The organism is Arthrobacter sp. FW305-BF8 (genome assembly GCF_021789315.1).
Taxonomy (GTDB): Bacteria; Actinomycetota; Actinomycetes; order Actinomycetales; family Micrococcaceae; genus Arthrobacter.
The window spans coordinates 3771774-3796315 of record NZ_CP084561.1 but is presented as its reverse complement, the minus strand read 5'-3'; the positions used below and the strand labels follow the sequence as shown (position 1 = coordinate 3796315).

Genomic DNA, 24542 nt, shown 5'->3' with positions numbered 1-24542 from the left:
GCTTAACCGACTTCGCTGCCCTCGGAAGCGGCCCCGAACCATCTCTCCAGCTGGGGGAGCAGCTCGTCCTGGTCTTCGCCGATCCAGGCGACGTGACCGTCCGGCCTGAGCAGGACCGCGGGCGCGTCCAGTTCCGCGCTGGTGTCCGCGACGTGGCTGACCCGGTCCGTCCAGCCCGTCACGGTTAGTCTGCCGGTCTGGTCGAGCAGCAGCCCGCGGCCTTCGCGGGTGAGCTCGTAGAGCCGGCCCCGCGAGAGGGGGATGTCGCGCAGCCGTCTGCCGAGCAGCCCCGGTCCTTCGCCGAAGTCATACCGGACCCCGATCGAGGCGATCCTTTCGGCCAGGAACCGGCTGACGTCGTCGAACTCCATCAGCTCGGCCAGCAGGCGGCGCACGGCCTGGGGGCCGGGCTCGGGGGAGATCAGTTCGCTCTGGGCGCGGGTGATGGTGAGCACGCCTTCGGCGACCGGATGGCGCTCCGTGAAGTAGGTGTCCAGCAGCCCTGGCGGCGCCCAGCCGTTGATTTCGGCGGCGAGCTTCCAGCCGAGGTTGAACGAGTCCTGGATGCCCAGGTTCAGACCCTGCCCTCCGAGCGGCGGGTGGACGTGCGCCGCGTCTCCGGCGAGGAACACCCGGCCCGCGCGGTACTGCTCGGCCAGCCGGGTGGCGTCGCTGAAACGCGTGATCCAGCGCGGTGAATGGACGCCGAAGTCGGTGCCGGCATGGGCCCGCAGCTGGGTCTTTAGCTCCTCCAGCGTGGGCGGCACCGAGCGGTCCTCGGCCACCGTGGCCGCCGGCACCACAGCGCGGAACAGCCCGTTCCCGGCCGGGCCGACGCCGAACCCCCGGTGCGTCTTGCGGACCTCTTCCACAATCTTGGTTAGTTCGTCCGGCGGCGTGGTCACCTCCATCTCGCTGTGGATCCATTCGTTGGTGGCCGGGTCGCCGGGGAAGCCGATGCCGAGCTGCCTGCGCACCAGGCTGCGTCCGCCGTCGCAGCCGACCAGCCAGCGTGAGCGTTCCTGTGTGCCGTCGGCCAGCGCGACGGTCACCCCGTCGTCGTCCTGCTCGAAGCCCGTCACCTCGCAGCCGCGCCGGACCTGTGCACCGAGTTCGACGGCGCGCTCCGCCAGCAGGCGGTCGGTGACCGGCTGCTGGATGCCGAGAATGTAGCCGTGTGCGGTGTCCAGGTCCGCCGGCAAGGGTTTGTCGATCCCGGCGAAGCGGCCGACCCCCGGGTACTGCTGCCCTTGTGCGAGGAACCGGTCCAGCAGCCCGCGCTGGTCCATGATCTCGATGCTGCGCGGGTGCAGGCCGAGCGAGCGGACCGCAACGCTCGGCTCCGCGTCCTTCTCCAGCACGAGCACGTCCACGCCGTGCAGCCGCAACTCGCTGGCCAGCATCATCCCCGTCGGCCCGCCACCGCTAATGATCACGTCAAACATGTGAAACCCCAATCCAATAAGTAGGCGCGGCCAACCATTCTGGCCGAGGGTAGGGGCCTTGCGGCAAGCCCCCGGGCGGGCTATATCCTGAAAGTGGCAAGGAGCCTAGTTCTCCTTGCCTTTCTCATGTGCGGTCCAGTCGTCGGGCAACTTTCACCGAGGCGTTCATATTGACTTTCGATAGAAATAATCAGAGCATGGCCCTATGTCTATCGTTAGTCGATTGGTTCTCCCACTTAGGGTCCTGCTGTTAATGGTGTTCCTCGGGCTGCTGGTGGCCCAGGTCATGTCGTTCCCCGGCCAGTTTCTTTCCACAGCCGACGAGGGCCCCGGGGCGGACCCCTGGCGCTGGCCGATGCTGCTGTTCTGGGAACTGGAAGCCGTCTGCCTGCAGGTTGTGATCGTGTGCATCTGGCGGCTGCTGACCCTGGTCCAGCGTGACCGGATCTTCACCGCCGCGTCGCTGCGGTGGGTGGACGTGATCATGTGGGCGTTCGTCGCGGCGTGGCTGGTGCTGGCGGCCATGGCCGGTTCCCTCGTGGCGTACATCTATTTCACCCCCGAGCTGCGCGATCCCGGGCTGCCTGCGGTGCTGATTGGCGTTACGTTGATCGGTGCGGTGCTGGTCCTGCTGATCGTGGTGATGCGGGACCTGCTGCGGCAGGCGACGTCATTGCGGACGGACATGGAAGGGGTGATCTGATGGCCATTGTGGTGCGCATCGACGTCGAACTGGCCAAGCGCAAGATGAGCGTGGGGGAGTTCGCCGAGCGGGTGGGGATCACCCCGGCCAACGTGGCGGTGCTGAAGAACGGCCGGGCCAAGGCGGTCCGCTTCAGTACGCTGGACGCGATGTGCCGGGTCCTGGGCTGCCAGGCCGGCGACCTGCTCGAGTGGGTCGACGACGATGCTGCCGGCGACGGTGCTGCCGGTGACTTGAGGGACTAGGCCGCGCGGGGCACCCTGTCCGGGTGCACCATGTCACCGAAGCCGTGGACCATCCACCGGCCGTGGTCGGGCCGCCACACAAGCGTGATCAGCAGGGGGTCGTCCAGGATGGTGGCCGGTGTGATGAACGTATGTTCCCTGGCCTCCCGGATGACTCGCATGTAGCAGACCTCGAGGTCCCCGTGGGCGTAGACGGCCTCCTGGAGCATGCCGGGGTCCTCGATGGAGTCCAGCAGGGCTGCCGCGATCTCGAAGGCTCCCCACAACGGACGGGACTCCGGGGTGACGATCAGGTGCAGGTCGTCCAGGTTCCTTGCCCTGTCATGCAGCGCCCTGAAGAACCAATACCCGATCCGGCGCGGATCATCGGCGATTTCCTGCGACTCTTCCGCATAAAGGTCAAAGTCCTCCGTCATGGCACAAAGGTACTCGTGGACGGGGGCGCTGACGAGACCTCGCCGGGGGCGAAATTATGGCCGTAACCGGGACGACTGAATCGTTTCCGCTAGGCTGGCGTCATGACGTTGGGGGGCGCGGCAGAGCCGCTTGTGCAAATTCAAAACTTCCGCATGGATTTCGGGGAGACGACGGTGGTCAAAGACCTGTCCTTCGATGTCCGGGCCGGTGAAACCTTCGGGTTCCTGGGCAGCAACGGGTCCGGGAAGACTACCACGCTGCGGGCGCTGCTGGGCATCTACCAGCCCACCGCCGGCACCCTGCACATCGGCGGGAAGGTCTTCGAGCCGCGGGACGGGGCGCGGCTGGGGTACCTGCCGGAGGAGCGGGGCCTGTACAAGAAGGAAGCCGTCCTGGACGTGATGGTCTACTTCGGCCGGCTCAAGGGCCTGAGCAAACACAGCGCCCGCGCCTGGTCGCAGACCTACCTGGAGCGCGTCGGCCTCGCGGACAAGGCCGCAGTCCGGCTGGACAAGCTCTCCGGCGGCCAGCAGCAGAAGGTCCAGCTCGGCGTCACCATCATGAACGACCCCGACCTGCTCATCCTCGACGAGCCCACGAAGGGATTCGACCCTGTCAACCGGCGGCTGCTGATGGACATCATCGAGGAACAGAAGCTCGCCGGCGCCACGGTCATCATGGTCACCCACCAGATGGAGGAAGTGGAACGGCTCTGCGACCGGGTGATCCTCCTCAAGGACGGCACGGCCCGGGCATACGGGACTGTCGCCGAAGTCCAGGACCAGTTCGGCGGCACCGTCTACCGGCTGGGCTACGAGGGCATCCTTCCCGCCTCGGACCTGTATGACGTGGTGCGCGACGGTGACGGGCACGCGGAGCTGGCCCCCGCCGTCGGGGCTGATGAAACGGCCGTCCTGCGGGAATTGATCGGATCCGGCGTCGCGGTGCGCAGCTTCTCCACGGCACGGGCGTCGCTGGAGGAGATCTTCATCCAGGTGTACGGGGAACAGCACGAAATGGCGGAGGTCTAGGACTGTGGCACGCACAGCACTCAAACAGCACAACCTGGGCACCGTCGTCGGGTTCGAATTCATGCGGACCATCAAGAAGCGCGGGTTCGGGATCGCCACCTTGGCCATCCCGGTGGTCTTCGCAATCATCTTCGCCCTCGTGTACGCCAGCAACTCCAGCACCTCCGCTAACGCCGATGCGCAGAAGAACTCGGCTCTGACCTTTACCTACACGGACGCCTCGGGCCTCATCCCCGCACCGCTGGCCCAGGCCGCCGGCGGGAGCCTGACAACCAACCCCGGTGCCGCGCTCGAGTCGGTGAAGAACGGCAGCAGCGAGGCCTACTTCGCCTACCCGGCAAATCCCGCCGCCGAGCCGGTCAAGGTCTATGGCGCAGACAAGGGCATGTTTGAGAACGGCAAGTACGAGGCCGTGGCCAAGCACCTGCTGGTCACCGCTGCCCAGTCCCGGGTCAATGCACCGGAAGTCACCGCGGCACTGAGCGGGGGAGTGAAGTTCGACGCCGAAACGTACCGGGACGGCCGGGTCTCCGGAGGCATCGGCTCAGTGATTCCGCCGCTGGTGTTCCTGGTCATTTTCTACGTCAGCATGATTCTGCTGTCCAACCAGATGCTCAACAGCACGCTGGAGGAGAAGGAAAACCGGGTCACGGAGATGATCCTGACCACGCTGAACCCCACCACCCTGGTGACCGGCAAGATCATCTCGCTGTTCGCCGTCGGGCTCCTCCAGATAACGGTGTTCCTCGCCCCGATCGCCGCCGCATACTTGCTCTTCCGCGACTCAGTGGCGCTGCCCGATCTAGACCTGTCCTCCCTGGTGTTCGAGCCCGTGCCGATGATCACCGGGGCGCTGCTGCTGCTGGGCGGGTTCACCCTGTTCACCGGCGTGCTCGTGGCTATCGGCGCGATCATGCCCACGGCCAAGGAAGCCGGCACCATCTTCGGCCCGCTGATGGCCCTGATCTTCGTGCCCTTCTACGCCGTCAGCCTCATCATCAGCGACCCCGAGGCCCTGATCGTGCAGGTCTTCACCTACTTCCCGCTCACCGCCCCAGTCACCGCGCTGCTCCGCAACGGCTTCGGAACCCTCGGGGCCGTGGAAGCAGCCATCGTGATCGCCGAGGTGTTCATCATCGGGATCCTCATCCTGCGCCTCGCCGTGCACCTGTTCCGCTACGGCTCCATCGAATACGGCCGCAAGCTTTCCATCGCGGGGACGTTCCGCCGGAAGGAACTGACGGCCAAGTAGCTGACACCCCTGACAGGAGAGCAGGCTACGCGGAAGTCCGCCTGGTCCTAGTTCCGTGACGGATGCGATGTCATGTACTCGCGCAGCCCTGGGATGGCGAAGTCCACGAGGCCGTATCCGGCTGGTTCGATGAGGCCGGCGTCCATTAGGCGCGTCCTGTAGTTGCCGACGGCATTCGGCCGCATTCCGGTGCGCCTGCCGATGTCGGTAGCGGAGGACGCTCCCGGGTCTTTCGCCATCGCCCGCAGGAAATCCTGGTCTCGTGCTGACGTGGTGGAAAGTGCTGCTTCTATGACTACCCGTTCGTTTCGGCGACGACCAGCCAGCACCGCACGGCCGACAGCGTCAGCGTCCACGCCGCCCGGCGCCTTTTCGGCTTCCTGCCACAGGTAGTAGCCGATCAGTTGGATCAGGAACGGGTAACCGCCGGTCGCCTCTGCGGCGTCCTTTGCCAGTTCAGGGTTGAGCGTCATGCCGGCGCTGGCAAAGGTTTCTGTGAAGGACCGTTCCACTTCGGTGATCGATGCAGCATGCAGATCGATGCGGTCGGCACGCCGAAGGAAGGTGGCCACTCCCTCGTTGAGCAGATCGGAGACCGCTGCAGGCAACCCGGCGAAAATGAGGCCAATGGGGAGGCCCTCACGAATAAAATGCTGGACGTCGGCCGCCAACTGAGAGAGTTCCGCCCGATCTGCTGCGTGGATTTCATCCACTGTGATGATTAGCCCTGCCCCCCGTTGTGTTAGCAGTTGCAAGAGGGCGACGCCGCGCGCCCGCCAGTCGACCTGTTCCTCGGGCGCCAATTGGGTTGTGACCGAGATGCCGGCCACCGAAACGGCCGTAACGCGCCGGCCCGTCGGTCCTTCCCCGAGTTCATTCGTGAGTCGGCGCATGGATTCTCCGATACGGCCTACAAATCCCCCGGTTGCCGTTTCGGATACCACTGCCCAGCCGCTGTTCAGCGCGAGGTCCTCGGCCGCGCCCAGCATGACGGTCTTGCCGATGCCGCGGGCCCCGGTGAAGATTGTGAGAAGCCCCGGCGCCCCAGAGCCGATCGTCAGACCATAGGCGAACTCGTCTAGCACTCCACCACGATCGACGAGGTCGGGAGGAGTTGCGCCTGCAGTAGGGCGGAAAGGGTTCTTCACATGAACTCCTGTGAATGTTGGTGAATCTGGTGAATCTTGTGAATCTACTCTACCCGCGTTTGGCAAGCTCGTGACCGAGCTCATCTTTCTCCAAGTAGGCGGAAGGCATGGGCTATGGGCCCACCGATGGTCGTCATCCTTCGAGAAAAAACTGCAGGCCGCCAGAGCAAAGTCCCTGACAGGCCTGCCGCCCGGTGCGAGAATGCCCGCATGCAGATATTCCTGGAGACACAGCGGCTCGCGCTGCGTCAGTTCACTGCCCGCGACGCGGACCTGCTCGTGGAGCTCGACGGCGATCCGCGCGTGATGCGGTACATCACCGGCGGCGCTCCGACACCCCGGGAAGAGATTGAAGGCGACTACCTTCCGGCGTTCCTGGGCTACTACAAGCGATTTCCTGGCTACGGCTTCTGGGCCGCGGTGGAGAAATCGACGGGAGAGTTCCTCGGCTGGTTCCACTACCGGCCCGCCCCCGGCGATCCGCCCGACCAGCCGGAACTGGGCTACCGGCTGCGCTGCGAGGCGTGGGGCAAGGGATACGCCACCGAGGGCTCCCGTGCGCTGATCGCCAAGGGGTTTGCAGAGTTCGGCGTGCAGCGGGTCGTTGCCCAGACCATGGCAGTGAACACCGCCTCGCGGCGGGTGATGGAGAAATCGGGGATGCGCCTCGTGCGTAACTTCGTCGCTGACTGGCCGGTGTCCATTCCCGGCGATGAACACGGCGACGTCGAGTACGCGATCTCCCGGAGTGAGTGGGAACTGAACCAGGCCGCCGTCGTTGAACGCTGACCTGCCGGCGGTGGCCTACTACCTCTGCACGATGTCGTCCGCCACGCGGTGCAGGTCTTGAACCCAGCCCGTTGAACGGCCGGGTGCTCCCGAACTTGCCTCGAAGTTCGAGAGGGCTTCCGCCATGCCTTCCAATGCCTCTGAAATATTGGCCTTGACGGCCTCGTAGCCTTCCTCGGAGCGGGGATCAGACGACGCCACCCGCAGCAGCTCCGCTCCGGCCCTGATGATCAGTGAAGCCTCGTACTCGTTCACACTCGTACCCCGGATTTTCTCGGTATTTGACGCTGTGGAATCTGCCCGCCAGCACAACTGTACATGCGTGTTCCCTCCACCCTGCTGCTTCCGTATTGCCACCGTGATACCTGACTGGCGTCATCTGCAATTCCGTTCGCGACATCATCAGGAATGATCCGTTGAATGCATATAGGTTGATCTGAAAGCCGCCTACTCGCCGTCGCGATGGTGGTTCCGAGCTTGACCTTGGGGGAGTGGATGGATCGTCGTGTTGTCAGGGTCGGGGTTGTTGACGATCACGAAGCCGTCCGCATTGGGTTCGCGGCCGCAGCGTCGGTGGAGGCCAAGACTGCGGAGGTCCCGGTTGTTGCGGTGAGGCTCGCGGACACAGTTGGCTCACTGTTGGCTGGCTCCAACGGGATGTTCGATGTGGTGGCTCTGGACATGTCCCTGGCCGACGGATCCCGTCCAGGGGACAACGTGCGCAGGATTGTGCAGGCCGGGTACCCCGTTTTGGTCTTCAGCGTCGGTGACAGGCCGGACGCTCTTAGGGAGGCGCTCGCGGCCGGTGCCTCCGGCGTATCAAGGAAGTCCGATGACATCCGTGACACGCTGAACCTCGTGCGCCAGGTGGCGGACGGGGCGACCATCGACAACCAGGACTTGGCGGCAGCCATTGACGGAGATGCCGAATTCGTCGTGGCGTTGAGCGACAGGGAACGCGAGACCTTGGGGTTGTACGCCGCTGGATTCACGCGGACGCAGATCGCGTCAAGAATGAACGTTTCTTCCAATACGGTAGGAACAAATATCAAGCGTATCCGCGAGAAATACGCCGCTGCCGACAGGCCTGCCGCCACCAAGCTGGAGCTCTACCACCGGGCTGTGGAGGACGGCGTCGTTCCCTCCGAGCGGTTGTGAGCAAGGCAGGGCCCATTTCCCGGGCCAGCATCGACTTCGTCCTTGGCCGCTCCACCGGCATCTTCGCGCTCGTGCTCTACTGCCTGTCGCTGCCCGTTGTCCTGGCCCAAATACCGTTGCACAATTTGTGGTGGGATCTGCTCTTCATGGCGGGAATCCCGGCCGCAATACTGTGGATGATGCTCGTTCGGAAATCGCTCGTGTGGCTTCGGATCGCTGCCGGCGTTGCCGCTACTCTGATGATCTCAAGCTATCTCTTGTGGTTTCTGGGGCTTCTAGGCGACGGCAGCCAGATTGGGTCAAGGCCCTGGCCATGGGGCGTAGCCGGTGTTGGCATCGCCTTGGCCGCCATTGCTTCGAGCGTCGGGGCGGCAGCAGTGTATGGAACCGTGTTTTGCGTCCTGATTGTGTTGGTGCCGCTGGCGGCGGCTGGTAACACTCAGGTGGGGACCGGTGCCGTTCAGGACGCGCTCCTGACCGCTGCTTTGGCGGTAGTGATAATCGCGCCGATCACGGCCTTGCGCCGAGCAGCTTCAGCTTCAGACCGGGCAGCGATTGCCGCCGTTTCCAGTTTCGCTGCCGCTGCCCGCGCAGAGGCCATCCGAGTTGAAAGATCCAGGCTGGACGCGCTGACCCACGATACGGTGATGGCAACCCTCATCGTGGCGGGGCAGGCCCGTTCTCCCGAAGTGGTGGACGCCGCGCAGAAAGCCGCCGTGGACGCCCTTTCCAACCTGCCAACCCTGGCCGGGGAACCGAACGTGGACAGTGCATTCGTCGGTGAGGACGAACTGGTTAGCCGGCTCCGCGCAGCCACAGCCCGGTACGGGCCCAGCATCAGCTCTCATACAGGTCTGGCGGAAACCGAAACCCAGTGGGCCATTCCGCTGGGCGCGGCGCGTGCACTCATCCAGGCAGCCACAGAAGCCGTAAGAAACAGCTTCCTCCACGCGCCGGCTGCGCCGGCAGAACTGACCATCGCATGCCGGCCGGGATCGGCTGCCGCGGGGCCGGAAGTGGCTATTGATATTACCGACCGTGGACCAGGATTCGACACAGGCGCGCTCCCACAGGAGCGGCTGGGCGTCCGGGTGTCCATCCTCCAAAGGATGCGCGAGGCAGGCGGCGAAGCCCGGATCACGTCGAGCCCCACCGGCGGCACCCATGTCCACCTCACGTGGAGGATGCCCGCGGATCATGGATAACGCCATTACACGGCCGCTCATTCTGGCCCTCGGCCTGCCCTTCCCGGCAGCCCACATCCTGCTCGGCCTGGCCAACCTCGGCACGGTGACGTCCATGTGGAATGCGCTGGCCGCCATGGCAATCTGCCTCGTGCTGATGGCCGTCGTTACCTGGCCAGGCAAGGGCAGGACCCTGCCACGGCTTCATGCGGGGATGGCCGTTTTCGGCGTTGTTCTGATGGACCTGCTGGTGATGACCGCGCTCCCGTCAGATGTTCATCCCGGTTACGCTGCATGGCACTGCGGAGCCATCGAGATGCTGATGGTGACCGTCGCCATGAGGAACAGGGTGGCCCTGGCCTGGCTGGGCATCAGCTTGTTCGCCATTTTGGACTTCAGTGGCTCGATGCTTCACCGGCTGAGCGTTGTGGACGGGCTCGCCTTGGTGGTCACCCCGCTGATGTGGATCGGCATTGCCACCGCGGTGAGCAAGGTATTGCGTCGCTGCGTTGACCAGGCCCGGACATACACCAGCCAGGAGACTGAGGCGGCCGTCCGCTTGGCCCGGGAAGAAGCGCGGCGGCTGGCGCAGACCGACTGGATCCACGAGCTTGACCGTCTCGCCCGTCCCTCACTGGAACTCATCGCAAGTGGTTCACTGTCGGAGCAGGATCGCCAGAACTGTGCCCTTTTGGAAGCCCAGCTCCGCGACCAGATCAGGGGCCGCGCCCTGGCAACACCGGACGTGCTTCGAGCTGCCCGTGATGCACGGGCGCGTGGGGTCAAGGTGGACATCCTGGACGACCGGGAGACGGAGCTTTCAGCCGCTGTACTGAGTGAAGCATCTGCGCTGCTCAGCACCTCCCTGGAGAATGCTGACGGGGGATTCGTAAGGGGACGGGCGCTCCCCTCCGGGTCGGAGACGGCGGTGACTATCCTCGCCTACGATGAGCTGGCGGTTCGGGATGAGGTCTACGTGGAGATCAGGGAGCGGTAACTCAACCGTAGGGTGCCTGATTCTGCCACGACAGGCCGAATTCAGTCGCCGGGAGACCTTGTGGCGCCATCCGTCACCAGTTGTGGTGACAATTCCTCGAATACGGCGTCTCAGGACAGCAGCTCCACCCTGAATATCGATAGCGTTTGGGCAGGGTCTGCTGCGACGGCTATTTGGGGGATCGTCGCAGCAGCCCTGAACGGAGGGGTGCACGTGTTCCTCGTGTTCGAAAGCTCACCATGCTTTGCTGCCGCTGGGCAATTACAGCGGATGCAGTTGATCATCCGTGGGCCGCGCGCATGAGAGAAATGTGAGCCACGTCCATCAACATAGGTGGGGGTGAAGACACGGTGCCTACAGCAGCGCGGGCGCGGGCGACGGTCAGAGCCTATGAAAGCGACCTCCGAGATATCGAGTCCTGGTGCGCCCAGCGTGGCCTGGGCCCTGCAGCGTCATGCCTCAACGAGCCACGACTTTTAGCGTACGTAGTAGACCAGTTCCGCATCGGCCGTTCTCCGGCGACAGTGAAGCGACGGCTAAGTTCCTTTGCCGCGGAACTCAAAATGTCGGGTATGAATATTCGGACGCGTCTGCTCCGGCGAACTGGTCTGACGGCGACGGAGGACACCGCCAGCGGAAAATCCTCACCGCTCGGCGTCCTGATCTTGGCCGACGATCCAATAGTGAGGGCTGGGCTGAGTGCGGTCCTCGACCAAAAAGGGGTCCTGACTTGGGCCGACTGTATATCCCACTTGGACACCGCGACTCTTTCCTCTTGGGACTACGTACTGATCTGGCTGAGCCGGAACGGAAGCCCCGACAGATACGCCGCCATAGACACCCTGACGCAGATACCACCGGCTGTCGCGGCCGCCGTCCCTCTGGTGGCCGTGAACCCCGTGCCAGTCAGTCCGATGGTCAGGCTGCGTTTGGCGGAGGCTGGCGTTAGATACCTAGCACCGCAATCCTGGTGCGTCGAGGATCTGGAGTCCATGGTGGATTGTCTTCGGCGTGGTGATATCCCGATCAGTTATCACCTTCCCACGCCGCTTGCGCTCCGGCAGGAACTTTCGCTGAGCCTGGAGGGCGCGCTTGAGCCGTTACTTCGCGCGGCCAAGGAGCTCCCGCCGAAGGCATGGACTGGTGCCACGGCGCTGCAGCATCTGGGTATCTCACGTGCGCAAGTGCAGGTGCTGCGGCGTTTGGCCCTTGAAACTGCGGGAATTCCGGCGCCTCATTTCACGACCTACTCCTCGGCGTTGCGCAGCGCACCGACTATGCCGTCTTGGCCGTCGGTGAGGTCTGTGGTTCGGTCGGCCTTCGATGTACATCAAGAGGTCGGATAACACATGTTTATCTGCAGAGCAAGGGCGTCGCTCTGCATTCTTCCGTGAAAGTAAATTCTATCCAGCGGCGCTCGTAGGTAGCGTCGAATTATGGGGAATGGAGTGTGTGGTGGACGCAGGAAGTGGATTTATTTTTGGCATATTCGCCCTCTTAATCGTTGTGCTTGCTCTGACGTTTTGGTTGAACGGCCTGGCGCAACGGCAGTACGAGACCCAGGTGCCGATTTCACCGGCGAAGGCCGCTGATATAGCGGCTGATTCCTTTGGATCTTTCCTCTGGAAGGACGTGCCCGGACCCGGCCTGATCAACAAACGTCGTCGAACTTTCAATGAGACAGGGCCCGTGGTTTCCGTAGACGTGGAACCTTTGCCCAACGGAGGTTCCCACGTCACCGTTTGGATGTCTGTGTTAGCGGCCATGAAAAACTGCCCGTAGATGGCCACGGAATTGCCCGCTGATGGCCACCGGGACTGCCCGCCTGTGGCCATGAGTTCTGCCCAGCCATGGCCGCTTGGTTTGCCCGCATTGTTCGCTTGTCCCGCCGTGTCGTAAGACGGCGGGGGCCTCTTCCCGTTTGGATGTCGGTGTCGAATCGAATCCGCTGACAGGAAGAGGCCCTGAATGAAGGATGCCCTAGAAACCGTGAAAATTCTTGCTGCCTATGATCTGACCAAGTCGCTGCGCGGTGCAGCGGAGCTGTCGGGTTGTTCCCACCACACTGTTGACCGGCTGGTCCAGGCCCGTGATGCCGGGCGTGCACCGGGCGGTGTGACGGACCGGCCCCGGGTCACCGACGAGTGGCTTCCAAAGATCGAGGAATGGGTCGAAAAGTCCAAGGGCCGGATCCGCGCCGATGTCATCCATGACAAGCTCGCCGCGATGGGCTACCGAGGTTCGGACCGCTCCACCCGCCGCGCCGTTTCCCAGGTCAAAGAGGCCTACCGGCGCGGGAACAAAAGGGTCCACCGTCCCTGGATCACCGAGCCAGGCGCCTGGCTTCAGTACGATTTCGGCGACGGGCCCGTCATCGACGGGGTCAAGACCGTACTGTTCGTCGCCTGGCTGGCCTGGTCCCGGTTCCGCATCGTGATCCCGCTGCGTGACCGGACGGCGCCGAGCGTGTTCTCCGCCCTGGACCGGTCATTCCGGCTGCTCGGCGGCGCGCCAACGTATGTGCTGACCGATAACGAGAAGACCGTCACCACCATGCATGTGGCCGGCGTGCCGGTCCGTAACCAGCAGACGCTGGCGTTCGCCAGGCACTACTCCGTCGAGGTGCTCACCTGCCAGCCGGCGGACCCGGCATCCAAGGGCGGGGTCGAATCGTCTGTGAAGATCGCCAAGGCAGACCTGGTGCCCAAGGACACCAACCTGCGAGACGAATACGCCTCGTTCGCCGCGCTCGAGACGGCCTGCACCGCGTTCATGGACCAGATCAACACGCGCGAGCACCGGACCACCCGCCGCCGCCCGGTCGACATGCTCGCCGAGGAGGCCGCGTCCCTGCACCGCGTCCCGGACACAGCGCATACCCTCGCCTACGGGGTCGGGCGCCGGGTGCCGGAAAACACGCCGATGGTCTCGGTCGAAAACGCCCAATACTCCGTGCCTGCCCATCTGCTCGGCGCCGAGGTGTTCGCCCGCTTCCACGGGACCGGCCCGGATGCTCAGGTCGTGATCGTGCATGTTGGTGCCGGCGGGCCGGTCGAGGTCGCCCGGCACCGACTTGCCCGGCCCGGGTCCCCGGCGATCCTGGACGCACATTTCCCGGACCATCAGCAGAAGGTGCCCGGCGACTACAAACCCGTGCCGCGGTCCACGGCGGAAGCAGAATTCCTGGGCATTGGCGCCGGCGCGAGGACCTGGCTGCTGGAGGCCGCCGCGGCCGGAGCGCAGCGGATCAACGTGAAGATGGCCGAGGCTGTCGCGCTGGCCAAGATCGCGGGGACTGCCGAGGTCGATAAGGCCCTGGGCGTTGCCGCGATCCACCACCGCTTCGCGCACGGCGACCTCGCGTCGCTGTTGAACGCGGGCGGAAACCACACCGGGCTGCGCACCGCCGCGGAGGACAAGTCCCTCACCCAGGGCACCGCCGGGTGGGCCGGCCTCGGCACCACCGGCGCCGGGGAGGGCGCCCGATGAGCATCACGACCGCGAACAGCACCGCACCGGCTCTGCCCGCCGACCTCGAGGCACTCATGCGGCAACTGAAAATGCCCCACGCCCGCGCCATCGCCCCGGACGTGTTGGCCACCGCCCGCGCTCAGCGCTGGGAACCGGCCGAGGTCATCAAAGCACTGCTCGCGGAGGAGACCAAGGGCCGGGCCCGGTCGATGCTCGCCACCCGCCGCAAGGCTGCAGGGTTCCCGACCGGCAAGACGTTCGCCCTCTGGGACGAAGCCGCGTCCTCGATCCCGGCACCGACCCAACAGGCCCTGCGCACCCTGGAATGGATCCACCGGAAAGAAAACCTCGTCGTCTGCGGCCCCTCCGGGACCGGAAAGACATTCTTCCTCGAAGCCCTCGGCCAGCAGGCCGTCGAAGAAGGGATGCGCGTCGCCTGGTTCACCCTTGAGGACCTCGGCGCCCTGATCCGTTCGCACCGGGCCGACGACACCGTCACCCGGGCCGTGGCTAGGATCCTGCGCGCAGATCTCGTGGTCGTGGATGACATCGGCCTCCTCGCCGTGGCCACCGACGCCGCCGAAGGCCTCTACCGGGTCGTCGACGCAGCCTATGAAAAACGGGCCGTCGCGGTCTCCTCGAACCTTCACCCCGCAGGCTTCGACGAGCTCATGCCCAAAACCCTGGCCACCGCGACTGTGGACCGGCTCCTGCACCACGCCCACGTCTGCCAAACCACCGGCGACTCCATCCGCCTCACCCAGGCCCTGGCCGGAAAGGGCGTCATGCCACTGAACTAAACCCCAAACTGGTGGCCAGCAAACCCCATCCCCAAGCGGGCAAACCAGCTGGCCACCACTGGGCAGTTCTACTGGCCACCAGCGGGCAGAAATGCTGGCCGCCTACGGGCAATTCCTAATGGCCGTTGACAGTCTGCTTGGACCAAAAAGGGCCTTGTGATTCTTGGGTCCGACCAAATGATTGGCCGCAAGAGGAAGATCTTCCGTCTTCTCGAGCAGCAGGCTTGAGGGCCGGAGCATGGCGAAATCAATTGGCATCGATCTCGGCACGACGTACTGTGCCGTCGCCGTCCTTAGGGAGACTGGCCAGCCGGAGATACTGCCGAACCGAGATGGTGAGGACATCACACCATCAGTTGTCCTGTTTCAGGAATTTGCCGGTTCGGACGAGCCACTCGTGGGCACCATGGCGAAGCATTCTGCGGCCAGTTCACCGCACGACGTAGTCCAGTTCGTGAAGCGTCACATGGGGGACCCCGCCTGGCGCTTCGACTCGTCCTCGGGCGCGGCGTACACCGCAGAGGAGATTTCTGCTGTCATCCTCAAACGGCTCAAGGAAGACGCTGAACTGGCCCTGGGAGAACCGGTGAATGATGCGGTCATTACCGTTCCGGCTTACTTCGACGATGCCCGACGCACGGCCACCAAGCATGCCGGCACCATAGCCGGCTTAAACGTCCTCCGGGTACTGAACGAGCCCACAGCAGCGGCTCTGTCATTCGGCCTGGACACTTCGGTTGAAGGGACGGTCCTGGTTTATGACCTGGGCGGCGGTACGTTCGATGTGACGCTCATGCGGCTCCGCAACGGAGAATTCGACGTGCTCGGCACGGACGGGGACCGCAATCTCGGGGGCTTCGACTTCGACAACCGCCTGATGGAGTATCTCGCGAGCCAGGTCAAGGAGCAGGGTGGTCCCGACCTTCTCAGTGACCCCTTTCAGGTGGCGAGCCTCCGTGAAAAAGCGGAAATGGCAAAACGAAGCCTGACCACTGTGGCCTCCACCACCGTTCACATCTCAGTGGAAGGCAAGCCCTACCGCGTTCGGGTAGAGCGAAGCCACTTTGAAAAATTGACCGCTGACCTGCTCAGACGTACCGAAGACCTGACCGAACTCGTCCTCGAAGAGGGCGGCTATACCTGGGACAAGATTGACCACGTACTCCTTGTTGGCGGTTCAACGCGGATGCCCATGGTGCGTGCGCTGGTCGAAGGGTTGGCGGGAAAGGCGGCGGACCGTACCGTGCACCCGGATGAAGCTGTCGCCCTTGGTGCTTCCATACAGGCCGCCGTTGAGAATTCCTCGGCATCCGGGGTTTCCCTCGAGCTTTACGACGGTGCGCCCTTGGTCGTTACCGACGTAACGTCCCAGGCGCTCGGAGTCTTAACGGTCGAAAGTGATTTGGTGACAGAGGTCAACTCGATCATCATTCCCAGAAACAGCAAGATTCCCGCAAAGTCCGGAAGTCGCTTCAACACTGTGGTCGATAACCAAACATCGGTCCTTGTTCGAGTCACCCAGGGCGACGATACCGACCCCCGGTTCGTCGTGGAAGTCGGTGAGAAGGAACTTTCCCTACCCCCGTACCCCAAGGGCGCCGCAATCGAAGTCGTTTATGCCTACGACATTGACCAGACCATCTTCGTCGAGGTGATCGATTGCACGGCGGGAACGTCAATGGGGACCTTCGAAATTGACCGTCTCGCCAATCTAAACGAAGAACAGCTGAAAGCTGCCGGCGAGAAGATCTCCGCACTCTCGGTGCTCTAGCCCAGGGTAGATCATGCCTGCGAGAAAAGGAACGTACGTGACAATCGTCAATTTCTACAGCATTCTCGAAATCGACAAAGAATCCGATGCGGACGCTGTACGCAAAGCGGTACGGAAGCAGCGTCGTGAATGGCGGAACCGTCAGGCCCATCCCAAGGCTGAGACCAGGGCAATGGCTGAGGCGATGACCCAGCACATATCCGATGCCGAAGATACGCTCCTGGATCCAGCCAAGCGTTCACAGTACGACCGGCAGCTCGCCGAACACGTCCCTCTAGCGGATGGGCCCGTTCCGGAGGCGCAAGGCCGGAACTGGGTGCAGGTTGCCCGCGAATATATGGCAGCGGGCCATGCAAGTCAGGCAAATTACGCCGGGCGTGAAGCGACGGGTCAGCAGCCAGAAAATTCCGAGGCCTGGTACATCCGCGGCGTGTCCTCCCGTGCTCTTAACAACCTCGCAGACGCGGAATTCGAGCTAGGTGAAGCTATCAGGCTTAATCCCAAGGAAGCATCCTTCCACTGCGAGCTAGGGGATCTGTACGGAGCGGCCGGGCAACCAAGAAGAGCCGAGCAGGCCTACCGGCGTGCCAGCGAGCTTGATCCACAGAACGTCTTTTTCCAGGTTGGCGTCGCTTACTCCCTGACCGCGCAGGAGCGGCCGGATGAGGCCCTGCCAGCGCTCAAAAAGGCAGTCGAAACCGATCCCGACAATGACCTTTTCAAGTTCCACTATGCTGCGGCTCTTTTAGACTCGGCCACCGGGAAATGGTCCCAGTTTCCCGACGAATCCAGTACCATCCTCAACGAAGTGCAACTGGCTGCTACGCGGGAGGCGCTGGAACGGATCAGTGCGGTGGGTGTTCAAGACCCCGAATTGCGGGCAGACGTTGATGAAGTCGCGCGCTTGGCTGATCGCGCCGAACGGGTGAGGTGGTTTGGGTCCGACAACCTGCTGGGCTACGTCTTGGGAATGCTGGGCGCCTTCGTGGCAATGCTGGTTTCGTTCGGCATCGCGTCCGGCCCGTCGGGGGGAGCGGCTGGATTTTTCGGGTTCTTGTTCCTGCTGGCACTGGGGCTGATTCCCATCGCTTTCGTAAAGCGGCACCGAATGCCCACTTGGAGGTGGGAGCAAAAGCAAGCTCCAGCCATGGTCCGGAACAGCGGTTTGCAGCCGATCGGCGGTCAATAAGTTGGCACAGTCATCCGATGATACCGACGTCGCGGCCGCAATCGACGCTCTACGCATTGAGGTTGGGCAACTGCGCGACTTGTTCGCCAGGAGGCTCATGGACGATAAGGCACGCAATGGGCTATACGAGGCGCTGCAGGAACAGGCACGGGCAGCTCAGGACCAGATAAGGCATCGCACCTTCGAGTCTCTCTTCCGCGAGGCTCTGCTCGCCATTGACAGACTCAGATCAGAACCAGCCAGCCCAGAACTCGTCAGCTCTGCCGTCGACGAATTGCTGGAGGTGTTCTCGCGACGTAGCCTTCATGCTGTTGACGACGGGGGCCCGTTTGACCCGCGCTTCCACGAGGCAATCGCATCAATTCCGGCCAACGTCCATTTGCCGGCCGGTACGATAGCGGCGGTCCACCGGACGGGCTACATCCTCGACGACCGGCTCCTCCGGCCCACCCAGGTAACAGTGGCAGTAGCTGACACGGGGGTGGGAGCCTGATGTCCAGTTCTCTGGAAGCTGCGGCCCGTGCCCTAACCAGCGCTCACGCCGCCGCACTTGGAAGCGTCGAATCTGCTAAGGCTGACACCCTGTCCCGTCGACAGGCAGCCGAGCGATCTGCGCAGTCCGCGTACCAGAAACTGCTTACGGTGGCCCGAAACCGTGCGGCACAGCAAGTGGCTGAGCATTCCATTGCCGCCAGGAATCTGGGAGAGAACCTGAATTCCGCGGGCCCGTCAGCACTCCGGGCCGCAGAATACGTAACGCTGGGCCGCCTCTCGATGCCGGGACAATCCGCAGGGGTCAATGAAGTGTTATCGGCGCCCTGCGTGCTTCCCCTTATCGGAAGGTCGAACCTCATCATAGAAGCCGAGCGCGGAGCTGCGGCCGAAATAACACGAACTATCGTTCTGGAAGCCCTCAAGAACACCGCCCCGGCCGAACTGGATGTGGAAGTATTCGATCCGCTGCTCACCGGAGCCCTCTCTCCCTTCGCTCCCATGAATGCACCTTCCGGGGGGTTGTTCGAGATCATGAGTTCCAGCACCGACCTGGAGAGGGCGCTGGGCCGACTCACCGAGTCCGTCCACGGAATTAACAACACCATGCGGGGCATGCATCCGACTCTCCTCGATTTTCGGGAACACACGGGCAGGCCGATAGAACGACTCCGCCTTGTCGTGCTGCTGGATTATCCGCAGGACATTGACGAAGAACGTCACCGCAAAATCATGGCTCTGGCCGCTGCAGGGCCTGCAGCGGGGATCAGTTTTCTGATTCTGACCGAAGGCAAGAAACAACCCGAGTGGATGGCACGTGACAATCTCCGGTCCGTCGGAGAAGTGATCGTCAGAGAGAACGGCAGGCTCAGGTGGCTGAGGCACCCAGCGTTTGAACTGACCATGCAAGAAAACAATTCATCGACGCTGGCTCAAGAGGTCGATCATCTCGCCAGGTCGGCGGCTAACGCCTCGGCGATCACAGTTCCCTTCACTGCAATCCAGCCAATTAGAGGAGAGTGGCACCATTCATCGGCGGACGGCATTACCTTCAACGTCGGCATCTCCGGGTCCGAGACAGTGGAGATCACCTTCGGGGACGAAAAGGATCAGCGCCACAACGCGCTCGTCACGGGCGCCGTCGGCCAGGGAAAATCCAACCTTCTCAAAGTGATAATCCACAGTCTTTGTGAACGCTACGCACCGACAGAGCTCGAGCTCTATCTGCTGGATTTCAAGGAGGGTGTGACACTTTATCCGCTCGCGCCTACTCCTGGATCCCCTGATTTTCTGCCGCATGCGCGTGTGCTGGGGCTGCAGAGCGACAGGGAGTTCGGAGTGGCCGTGCTCCGGCACCTCGTGCAGGAGTTGACGCGCCGTGCTGGCATTTTTAAGCCGTTCGGCGACAACATCGCCAAGTACCGGGCCGCGGTTCCGGACGCACTTATGCCCCGAATTGTCGTCATCATCGATGAGTTCCACGTGATGTTCGAAGACAACGACGCGGTTGCCTCGGAGGCCGCCGTTCTCCTCCAGAAGCTTGCCAAGCTTGGCCGTGCCTATGGCGTGCACACTATCCTGTCGTCGCAGTCGATCTCAGGCATTGCCGCCCTCATGACCACGGGCGACGGGATCTACGCCCAATTTCCCATTCGGCTGGCACTGAAAAACTCGTCAGCGGAATCACAGGCGACCATGGTTTTGGGCAATGACGCCGCGTCGATGCTGCGCGGGCGCGGGCAGGCAGTGTTGAACCTCGACTACGGCGCTGTCCGGGCCAACAAACAAATAGTGATTGCCGCAGCCGACGACGCCGAGCTTAACCAGATCAGGGCCGGCTGGTGGGAAAGGACGAGGGGCTGCGTGCCTGAGCCCATCGTCTTCGATGGCAGCGTTGAGATTAGACCGGGCGCGGCTCTCGACTCGACGCTGACGCTGAGGCGTCTGGTCACTGAAAAAGCGGCTGTCCCCTCAGCCGTGCTCGGTTACCCGATCGATGTCACAAGCACCCCGCTCAACATCCCACTGGGAGACGAACCGGGACGCCATCTAGCAATCGTAGGCGGCGGGCAGAAAGCGTCAACGCCGGAGGCAGGCGATATCCCCAGCAACGTGGCAGTCGGGACGCTGCAAACGGCGGCGCTGTCATTGGCATTGCAGCACCCGGCTGGGGATGCCGACTTTTGGAGCTTCGATCTTCTCGATCCCGTGACGGCGGAGCACAACGGCCAGGAACGCTGGTATTCGACGATGGAGAGACTGGGTTTTCCTGTCCGGCGGATTGGACGGGAATCCATTGCAGACGAGCTAAAGACACTGAGCGCGGAGCTCGTAGACGGGGAGGTCAGTGGTAGACGCCGTTATTTGATGGCGTTTGCCTTTGACCGAGCCGTCGGTCTGGAGACCCCGGATTCCTTTTCCCGCCGGCCCGTTGAGGATCTGCAGACCATCCTTCGAGACGGTCCTGCTCAGTCCACGCACTTTCTGGGCTGGTGGTCGAGTGGCGCTACCTACAAGTCCCACATCGGGTTCGGCGGGGACGGATATTTCGATGCTCTCCTACTGCTGAGGATGGACCAAGCCGCTGCCCAAGGTCTCCTCGGCCCATTCGTTCGTTGGTCCGTGCGGGACAACCGCGGGCTCCTCATGGACAGGGCGCACCTTGCCGAACCGACGGTGGTGGTTCCTTTCGCACCACTTACTCCTGGAGATTCCAAGGCCTTCCTCACGATGGACTGGAACGCATGAAGACGGGCAAACCTCCTTCTGCGAGGTCAACTGAACTCTACGCGTCGTACAACAGCGCCTTGGAGTCCTTAGCAGCTGTTCCAGGTGGGCTGGAAGGGGAGACCGCAAAGGCGCAGCGTCATCGGGACGACAACCTGAAAACGGCTGTATCAGTTGCACGGAGTGATACAGCCCGCCTGGATGGCATCGGTCAAGCCCTAGCCGTCAGCTACGAGAACGCCGCCACACTTCTTCAACGTGAAGGGGGCCGTCTCCCTCTGGCAGTCCGACCCGCCTTCGGTAGGGACGGATCAGCAACTGCGCTGGAGGCGTCCGTTCAGGCCCAAACCGCGGCTGAAGCCCGCATCCGTGCCGAACTGCAAGCGGCTGCCCGGCAAAAAACTCAAGCGGCTGAGGCCGCCGCCGCGCTGAGGCGCCGAAATGAGCTCGTCAACTGGCAAAAAGCCGAAGCGTTGACGGCAAGGATTGAACGCGAGCGAGAAGCCGCAGCGAAGCAGGCGAGGCAACGAAAGTACGTTCGCATCGCCGCCCTGCTAGCGACACTGATAGTCAGCATCGTGCTGCTCTTCATTACAAACGCCTAAACAAAGGAAAACCATGTCACAACTTTCAGCAGTCAAGCAGCAGCTCGCCTCGATCGGGAACGATGCCAAGACCACAGCCGGGGGGTTGGCCGGCTTCAAAACCAAATTCTCGGAAGCCGTCAATCAGGTCCAGGCGACCATCGGGGGATCGGCGCAAGGCGTCGACAAAGACATGATCCAGACTCTCCAGGAAGCGGAGAAACAGGTAAACGCGGCCATCAGCGCTCTCCAGCAGGCGTCACAGGCAGCGACGCGGTTCGCATCATCGCTGTGACCGGTATGCCGTTGCCGACGAACATAAAGGTAGAACCCGCATCCATCTGCCTGGAGCTCAGCTTCACTGGGCTGCGGTCGAGTTCTGGCTGTCCTCAATGAGCGAACTGCAACAACTTTGCGAGACGCTCACGGCCATTAGCAGGGAGGCGGCACGCATGGCGGCAGGACTTCACGAGAGGGCCCAGAACATGTCCGCAGCGGCCCTCCAATCGGCGGCGGTGGCCGGTACGGACACCCGAAACCCGCTGGGTGCCCAAACAGTCCATGGACTGCAAAGTGCCGCGCGCTCAGCAATAGACGCGGCTGCCCTGCTTCATAAAGCCGCCGAAGCTGGAGAAGCTTTTGTTGCCCGCACAGTTGCAGCATCGGCCTCGCCGGGCAGAAGCAGCGATTCAGTCGGAGGCGGAGCCAGCGCGCCCAGTCAAGGCTCACCTGCAATCGCGACATTGCAGGGGATTTCGGGGTGGATCGGGGACATCAACCCAGGTTATGACAGCAACTCCTTTAGTCCGAGGTCTACTAACTGTGGGGCCTGCGCACTTGCCGTATTCGAGAAACTTTCCGGCCGAGACATGGGTCCCGCCGGGACGACAACGTTTTCAATTTCGGAAATGGAGGCACTCACGGGCAAGAAGCAGGTGCCAATGACGCCGGGCGAAATTGCTGATGCCCTCATTCAGCAAGGCCCTGGAGCGCACGCAGTGGTGGGAATTGACAGGCAGCAGGGGCCAGGTCACTGGTTCAATGCTTACTACGACGGGCAACAGGTCGTTGCCATCGACGGACAGTCGGGCACTGTTTCGGGCTGGCCCCTCGACTACGGGTCCCCGGATTGCCCGGTTACCACTTGGGACGCCGGAATCTAACGGAGGAAGTTTCATGAACCAACAGCACTCGGAGCAAGTCACGATCGCAGCCCGGCTACTCGGCATGTCGGAAAGTGAAGCAATAGCGAACAGCCGGAGCTTGCCTGAAGTCGATGCGATTCACTTTTGGCAGCCCGTGAGGGGAGGCGGGTCGCTCATAGTTTCGCGCGACGGGTCAGTCCTGTACGCGAACTCGTCTGTGACCTGGGACGTTCACCTCGAGGCCTTCAAGAGCGGCCGCAGAACCGATCCGGCTGATTTCCCGCCCAACGTCTGAGACGGGCAGTTACAGTCTCAGAAGAATAGGAAACACCATGCCTGGAACAACCCACTACGAAACCCTCGACATTCCCGAAAATGCGACATCCGATGAGATCAAGAGAGCCGTACGGGAAGAGCGCCGGCGATGGACGCAACTTCAAGGACACCCCAGTCTCGAGCGCCGGCAAGAGGCAGAGACCCGGATGCGCGAAATCGCAGATGCTGAGTCGGAGCTACTGGAACCGGCTAGGAGGGCCGCATATGACCGCAGCCTCCACCCTGTAGCCGCTCCGGCCCCATCGATGCCTGACGCGGACCGTAGGGTCCCTGTTCCTGATGGCCCTCGATCCAATCCACGAGACACCGCTCCTACATCTCCCGTGGCAGCCATGAAAGCCTGGCTGGGGAAGAACCGCTTCACCGCTATAGCCTCGGGCATCGTCGTTGTCCTCGCCATTGTCATAGCATCATCTGTCAGCGCTACCGGCTCGCGATCAGCCACCAGCGCACGGCCTGCAGTAGAAAACGAGGTCCAGCCGACGTCGGCTCCGTCGGTTAGCCCCACAGACAGCACCGGGAGCCAGCCGCCAAGCCCAACCAGCCTGAACATTCCAAGTCCCACCCCAACTTCAACGCTGGTGATGAGCGGGACCGGAGAATTCGCAAACGGTGCCATTTATTCTGGTAGTTCCCCGTTTCTCATTCCCGTGGGCACCGTGGACACTACAGCCCTCCTAGCCGCATCCGGCCCTGGTGCTCAGTCCGCGGGTCAAAGCGCGATCTTTATGGAAGGCAAGGTCCAACGCCTTGCGGCCCTGGTTGAGTATCAGACTGAGGCGGTCGACCTGAAGCCCGCGACCGTCGAGTTGCGGCTCAACTTCTACTCTGAGGATCTCAACCGGGTGACTTCAACAGCGAAGGTGGCATCCAACCCCGGAACTTCCTACTCTGGTCCAAACTTCACGCTGATAGGTTCCAGCACGAATGTTGTAGTGATCACGGACGGATTGGGAACCGGAGTGAATCTGGAAGCCACGAGTAGCGCGTACGACAGTCGTACCGGGAACAAGCTATGGACCCGTCCCGGCACTGTTCAGAGAACCGTTCACGACGTGGCCATCAGCTACCAAGTAACCTCAAAAGAGGATCAACAGTGCTACTACTTCCATGGGATCAAATTGGGAAATGGCGTCAACGCGTGGGCCCTAGATGGTACCGCCCTGGAGCCAGATAACCCCTGCGGATACGCTACTCCTAGCAATCTGTTCTGGCCGGACAGGTACGTCGGGATTGACGGTTCCGGCACCAACATCGTTATTGACGGGGTTACCGGCAAAAAGATGTTCTGGCCGGATGCTAGAAGGACCACGGTCCTGGCCGATCCAGTGAGCGGAAAAGCATTCGCAACAGCATACGACTCAGATCCGGCCTACGTATTCGATCCGCATACTGGCCGACGCGGTTTTTCCGTGCCCGCAGCCCAGGCAGCAGCCTTGGAACTAGAGGTTTCCGGATTCTTCGACGGGAAGCTCTACGCTAAGAACTCCACGGAGAGCCTCGTCTTGGACGCAACTACCGGCAAGGCGCTCATCCACGGATGGGAAGTGCGCCCAATAGCAACCTCCGGTGGGCTCGTGCTCTTTAGTGACGGAACCTTTCAACCGGAGAGCGTCGGCTAGAGGCATGCATGCCCAGGCACCCGGGGCCACGGTTGC

The 24542-nt window shown here is 62.7% G+C and carries 24 protein-coding genes and 1 pseudogene; 21 read left to right on the top strand and 4 right to left on the bottom strand.

The features are described from left to right. Window positions 1–2 precede the first annotated feature (2 nt). Complete coding sequence (gene rox / locus LFT45_RS17160; RefSeq protein ID WP_236804806.1) at window positions 3–1445, bottom strand: rifampin monooxygenase; 1443 nt, start codon at window positions 1443–1445, stop codon at window positions 3–5. 205 nt (window positions 1446–1650) lie between these two features. Here rox and LFT45_RS17155 point away from each other — a divergent pair, with 205 nt between their 5' ends. Further along, window positions 1651–2148, top strand: coding sequence for a DUF2975 domain-containing protein (locus tag LFT45_RS17155; RefSeq protein ID WP_236804805.1), 498 nt, complete (start codon window positions 1651–1653; stop codon window positions 2146–2148). Then, a complete protein-coding gene (locus LFT45_RS17150; protein WP_236804804.1) occupies window positions 2148–2393 on the top strand; it encodes a helix-turn-helix domain-containing protein in 246 nt (81 codons plus the stop codon). Before LFT45_RS17155 ends, LFT45_RS17150 begins: the two co-directional genes overlap by 1 nt. Here the strand turns inward: LFT45_RS17150 and LFT45_RS17145 are convergent. Next, entirely contained in the window at window positions 2390–2809 is a 420-nt protein-coding gene (locus LFT45_RS17145; RefSeq protein ID WP_236804803.1) for a hypothetical protein, read from the bottom strand. The genes LFT45_RS17150 and LFT45_RS17145 overlap by 4 nt on opposite strands. Before the next feature lie 153 nt (window positions 2810–2962). Between LFT45_RS17145 and LFT45_RS17140 the strand changes: the two genes are divergently transcribed. Then, a complete protein-coding gene (locus LFT45_RS17140; protein WP_236804802.1) occupies window positions 2963–3841 on the top strand; it encodes an ABC transporter ATP-binding protein in 879 nt (292 codons plus the stop codon). A 4-nt stretch (window positions 3842–3845) separates the two neighbouring features. After that, window positions 3846–5093 (top strand): ABC transporter permease, encoded by a 1248-nt coding sequence (locus tag LFT45_RS17135; protein WP_236804801.1) that lies wholly within the window; start codon window positions 3846–3848, stop codon window positions 5091–5093. Window positions 5094–5140: 47 nt separating this feature from the next. On the opposite strand, the gene LFT45_RS17130 is transcribed toward LFT45_RS17135, so the two are convergent. Further along, window positions 5141–6241 (bottom strand): ATP-binding protein, encoded by a 1101-nt coding sequence (locus LFT45_RS17130; protein ID WP_236804800.1) that lies wholly within the window; start codon window positions 6239–6241, stop codon window positions 5141–5143. 210 nt (window positions 6242–6451) lie between these two features. On the opposite strand from LFT45_RS17130, the gene LFT45_RS17125 reads away from it, so the two are divergent. Then, window positions 6452–7030, top strand: a complete 579-nt coding sequence (locus LFT45_RS17125; protein ID WP_236804799.1) for a GNAT family N-acetyltransferase — start codon at window positions 6452–6454, stop codon at window positions 7028–7030. Window positions 7031–7048: 18 nt separating this feature from the next. Here LFT45_RS17125 and LFT45_RS17120 read toward each other — a convergent pair whose 3' ends face one another. Then, window positions 7049–7285 carry a hypothetical protein gene (locus tag LFT45_RS17120; protein ID WP_236804798.1) on the bottom strand — a complete coding sequence of 79 codons (237 nt, stop codon included), beginning with the start codon at window positions 7283–7285 and terminating at the stop codon, window positions 7049–7051. A gap of 240 nt (window positions 7286–7525) precedes the next feature. On the opposite strand from LFT45_RS17120, the gene LFT45_RS17115 reads away from it, so the two are divergent. The 16 genes and pseudogenes from LFT45_RS17115 to LFT45_RS17045 all read left to right on the top strand — a co-directional run bounded on the left by LFT45_RS17115 (window position 7526) and on the right by LFT45_RS17045 (window position 24506). After that, window positions 7526–8188 carry a helix-turn-helix transcriptional regulator gene (locus tag LFT45_RS17115; protein WP_236804797.1) on the top strand — a complete coding sequence of 221 codons (663 nt, stop codon included), beginning with the start codon at window positions 7526–7528 and terminating at the stop codon, window positions 8186–8188. Next, window positions 8185–9393 carry a sensor histidine kinase gene (locus LFT45_RS17110; RefSeq protein WP_236804796.1) on the top strand — a complete coding sequence of 403 codons (1209 nt, stop codon included), beginning with the start codon at window positions 8185–8187 and terminating at the stop codon, window positions 9391–9393. Before LFT45_RS17115 ends, LFT45_RS17110 begins: the two co-directional genes overlap by 4 nt. Next, window positions 9386–10369, top strand: a complete 984-nt coding sequence (locus tag LFT45_RS17105; RefSeq protein ID WP_236804795.1) for a hypothetical protein — start codon at window positions 9386–9388, stop codon at window positions 10367–10369. Before LFT45_RS17110 ends, LFT45_RS17105 begins: the two co-directional genes overlap by 8 nt. Before the next feature lie 572 nt (window positions 10370–10941). Then, window positions 10942–11715: a hypothetical protein gene (locus LFT45_RS17100; RefSeq protein ID WP_236804794.1), complete on the top strand. Its 774-nt coding sequence runs from the start codon at window positions 10942–10944 to the stop codon at window positions 11713–11715. A gap of 109 nt (window positions 11716–11824) precedes the next feature. Continuing rightward, entirely contained in the window at window positions 11825–12151 is a 327-nt protein-coding gene (locus LFT45_RS17095; RefSeq protein WP_236804793.1) for a hypothetical protein, read from the top strand. 186 nt (window positions 12152–12337) lie between these two features. Beyond that, the gene (gene istA / locus LFT45_RS17090) at window positions 12338–13858 is read left to right on the top strand and encodes an IS21 family transposase (RefSeq protein ID WP_336885583.1); all 1521 of its coding nucleotides are present in this window, start codon (window positions 12338–12340) and stop codon (window positions 13856–13858) included. Beyond that, window positions 13855–14640, top strand: coding sequence for an IS21-like element helper ATPase IstB (istB, locus tag LFT45_RS17085; protein WP_236804791.1), 786 nt, complete (start codon window positions 13855–13857; stop codon window positions 14638–14640). Before istA ends, istB begins: the two co-directional genes overlap by 4 nt. A 238-nt stretch (window positions 14641–14878) precedes the next feature. Continuing rightward, window positions 14879–16411 carry an Hsp70 family protein gene (locus LFT45_RS17080; RefSeq protein ID WP_236804790.1) on the top strand — a complete coding sequence of 511 codons (1533 nt, stop codon included), beginning with the start codon at window positions 14879–14881 and terminating at the stop codon, window positions 16409–16411. A gap of 37 nt (window positions 16412–16448) precedes the next feature. Then, window positions 16449–17600, top strand: coding sequence for a tetratricopeptide repeat protein (locus tag LFT45_RS17075; RefSeq protein WP_236804789.1), 1152 nt, complete (start codon window positions 16449–16451; stop codon window positions 17598–17600). Between the two features lie 97 nt (window positions 17601–17697). Continuing rightward, window positions 17698–18093 carry a nucleotide exchange factor GrpE gene (locus LFT45_RS17070; protein WP_236804788.1) on the top strand — a complete coding sequence of 132 codons (396 nt, stop codon included), beginning with the start codon at window positions 17698–17700 and terminating at the stop codon, window positions 18091–18093. Further along, window positions 18093–20840, top strand: coding sequence for an FtsK/SpoIIIE domain-containing protein (locus tag LFT45_RS17065; protein WP_236804787.1), 2748 nt, complete (start codon window positions 18093–18095; stop codon window positions 20838–20840). The genes LFT45_RS17070 and LFT45_RS17065 overlap by 1 nt, the downstream gene beginning before the upstream one ends. Continuing rightward, window positions 20837–21424, top strand: coding sequence for a hypothetical protein (locus LFT45_RS17060; protein WP_236804786.1), 588 nt, complete (start codon window positions 20837–20839; stop codon window positions 21422–21424). Before LFT45_RS17065 ends, LFT45_RS17060 begins: the two co-directional genes overlap by 4 nt. 13 nt (window positions 21425–21437) lie before the next feature. Beyond that, a complete protein-coding gene (locus LFT45_RS17055) occupies window positions 21438–21698 on the top strand; it encodes a hypothetical protein (RefSeq protein WP_236804785.1) in 261 nt (86 codons plus the stop codon). Window positions 21699–21795: 97 nt separating this feature from the next. Beyond that, the gene (locus LFT45_RS17050; protein WP_236804784.1) at window positions 21796–22566 is read left to right on the top strand and encodes a toxin glutamine deamidase domain-containing protein; all 771 of its coding nucleotides are present in this window, start codon (window positions 21796–21798) and stop codon (window positions 22564–22566) included. Between the two features lie 314 nt (window positions 22567–22880). After that, window positions 22881–23033: pseudogene (locus LFT45_RS23545) on the top strand (hypothetical protein); the annotation flags it as partial. Between the two features lie 174 nt (window positions 23034–23207). Beyond that, the gene (locus LFT45_RS17045; RefSeq protein ID WP_236804783.1) at window positions 23208–24506 is read left to right on the top strand and encodes a PT domain-containing protein; all 1299 of its coding nucleotides are present in this window, start codon (window positions 23208–23210) and stop codon (window positions 24504–24506) included. The last annotated feature ends 36 nt before the right edge of the window (window positions 24507–24542 follow it).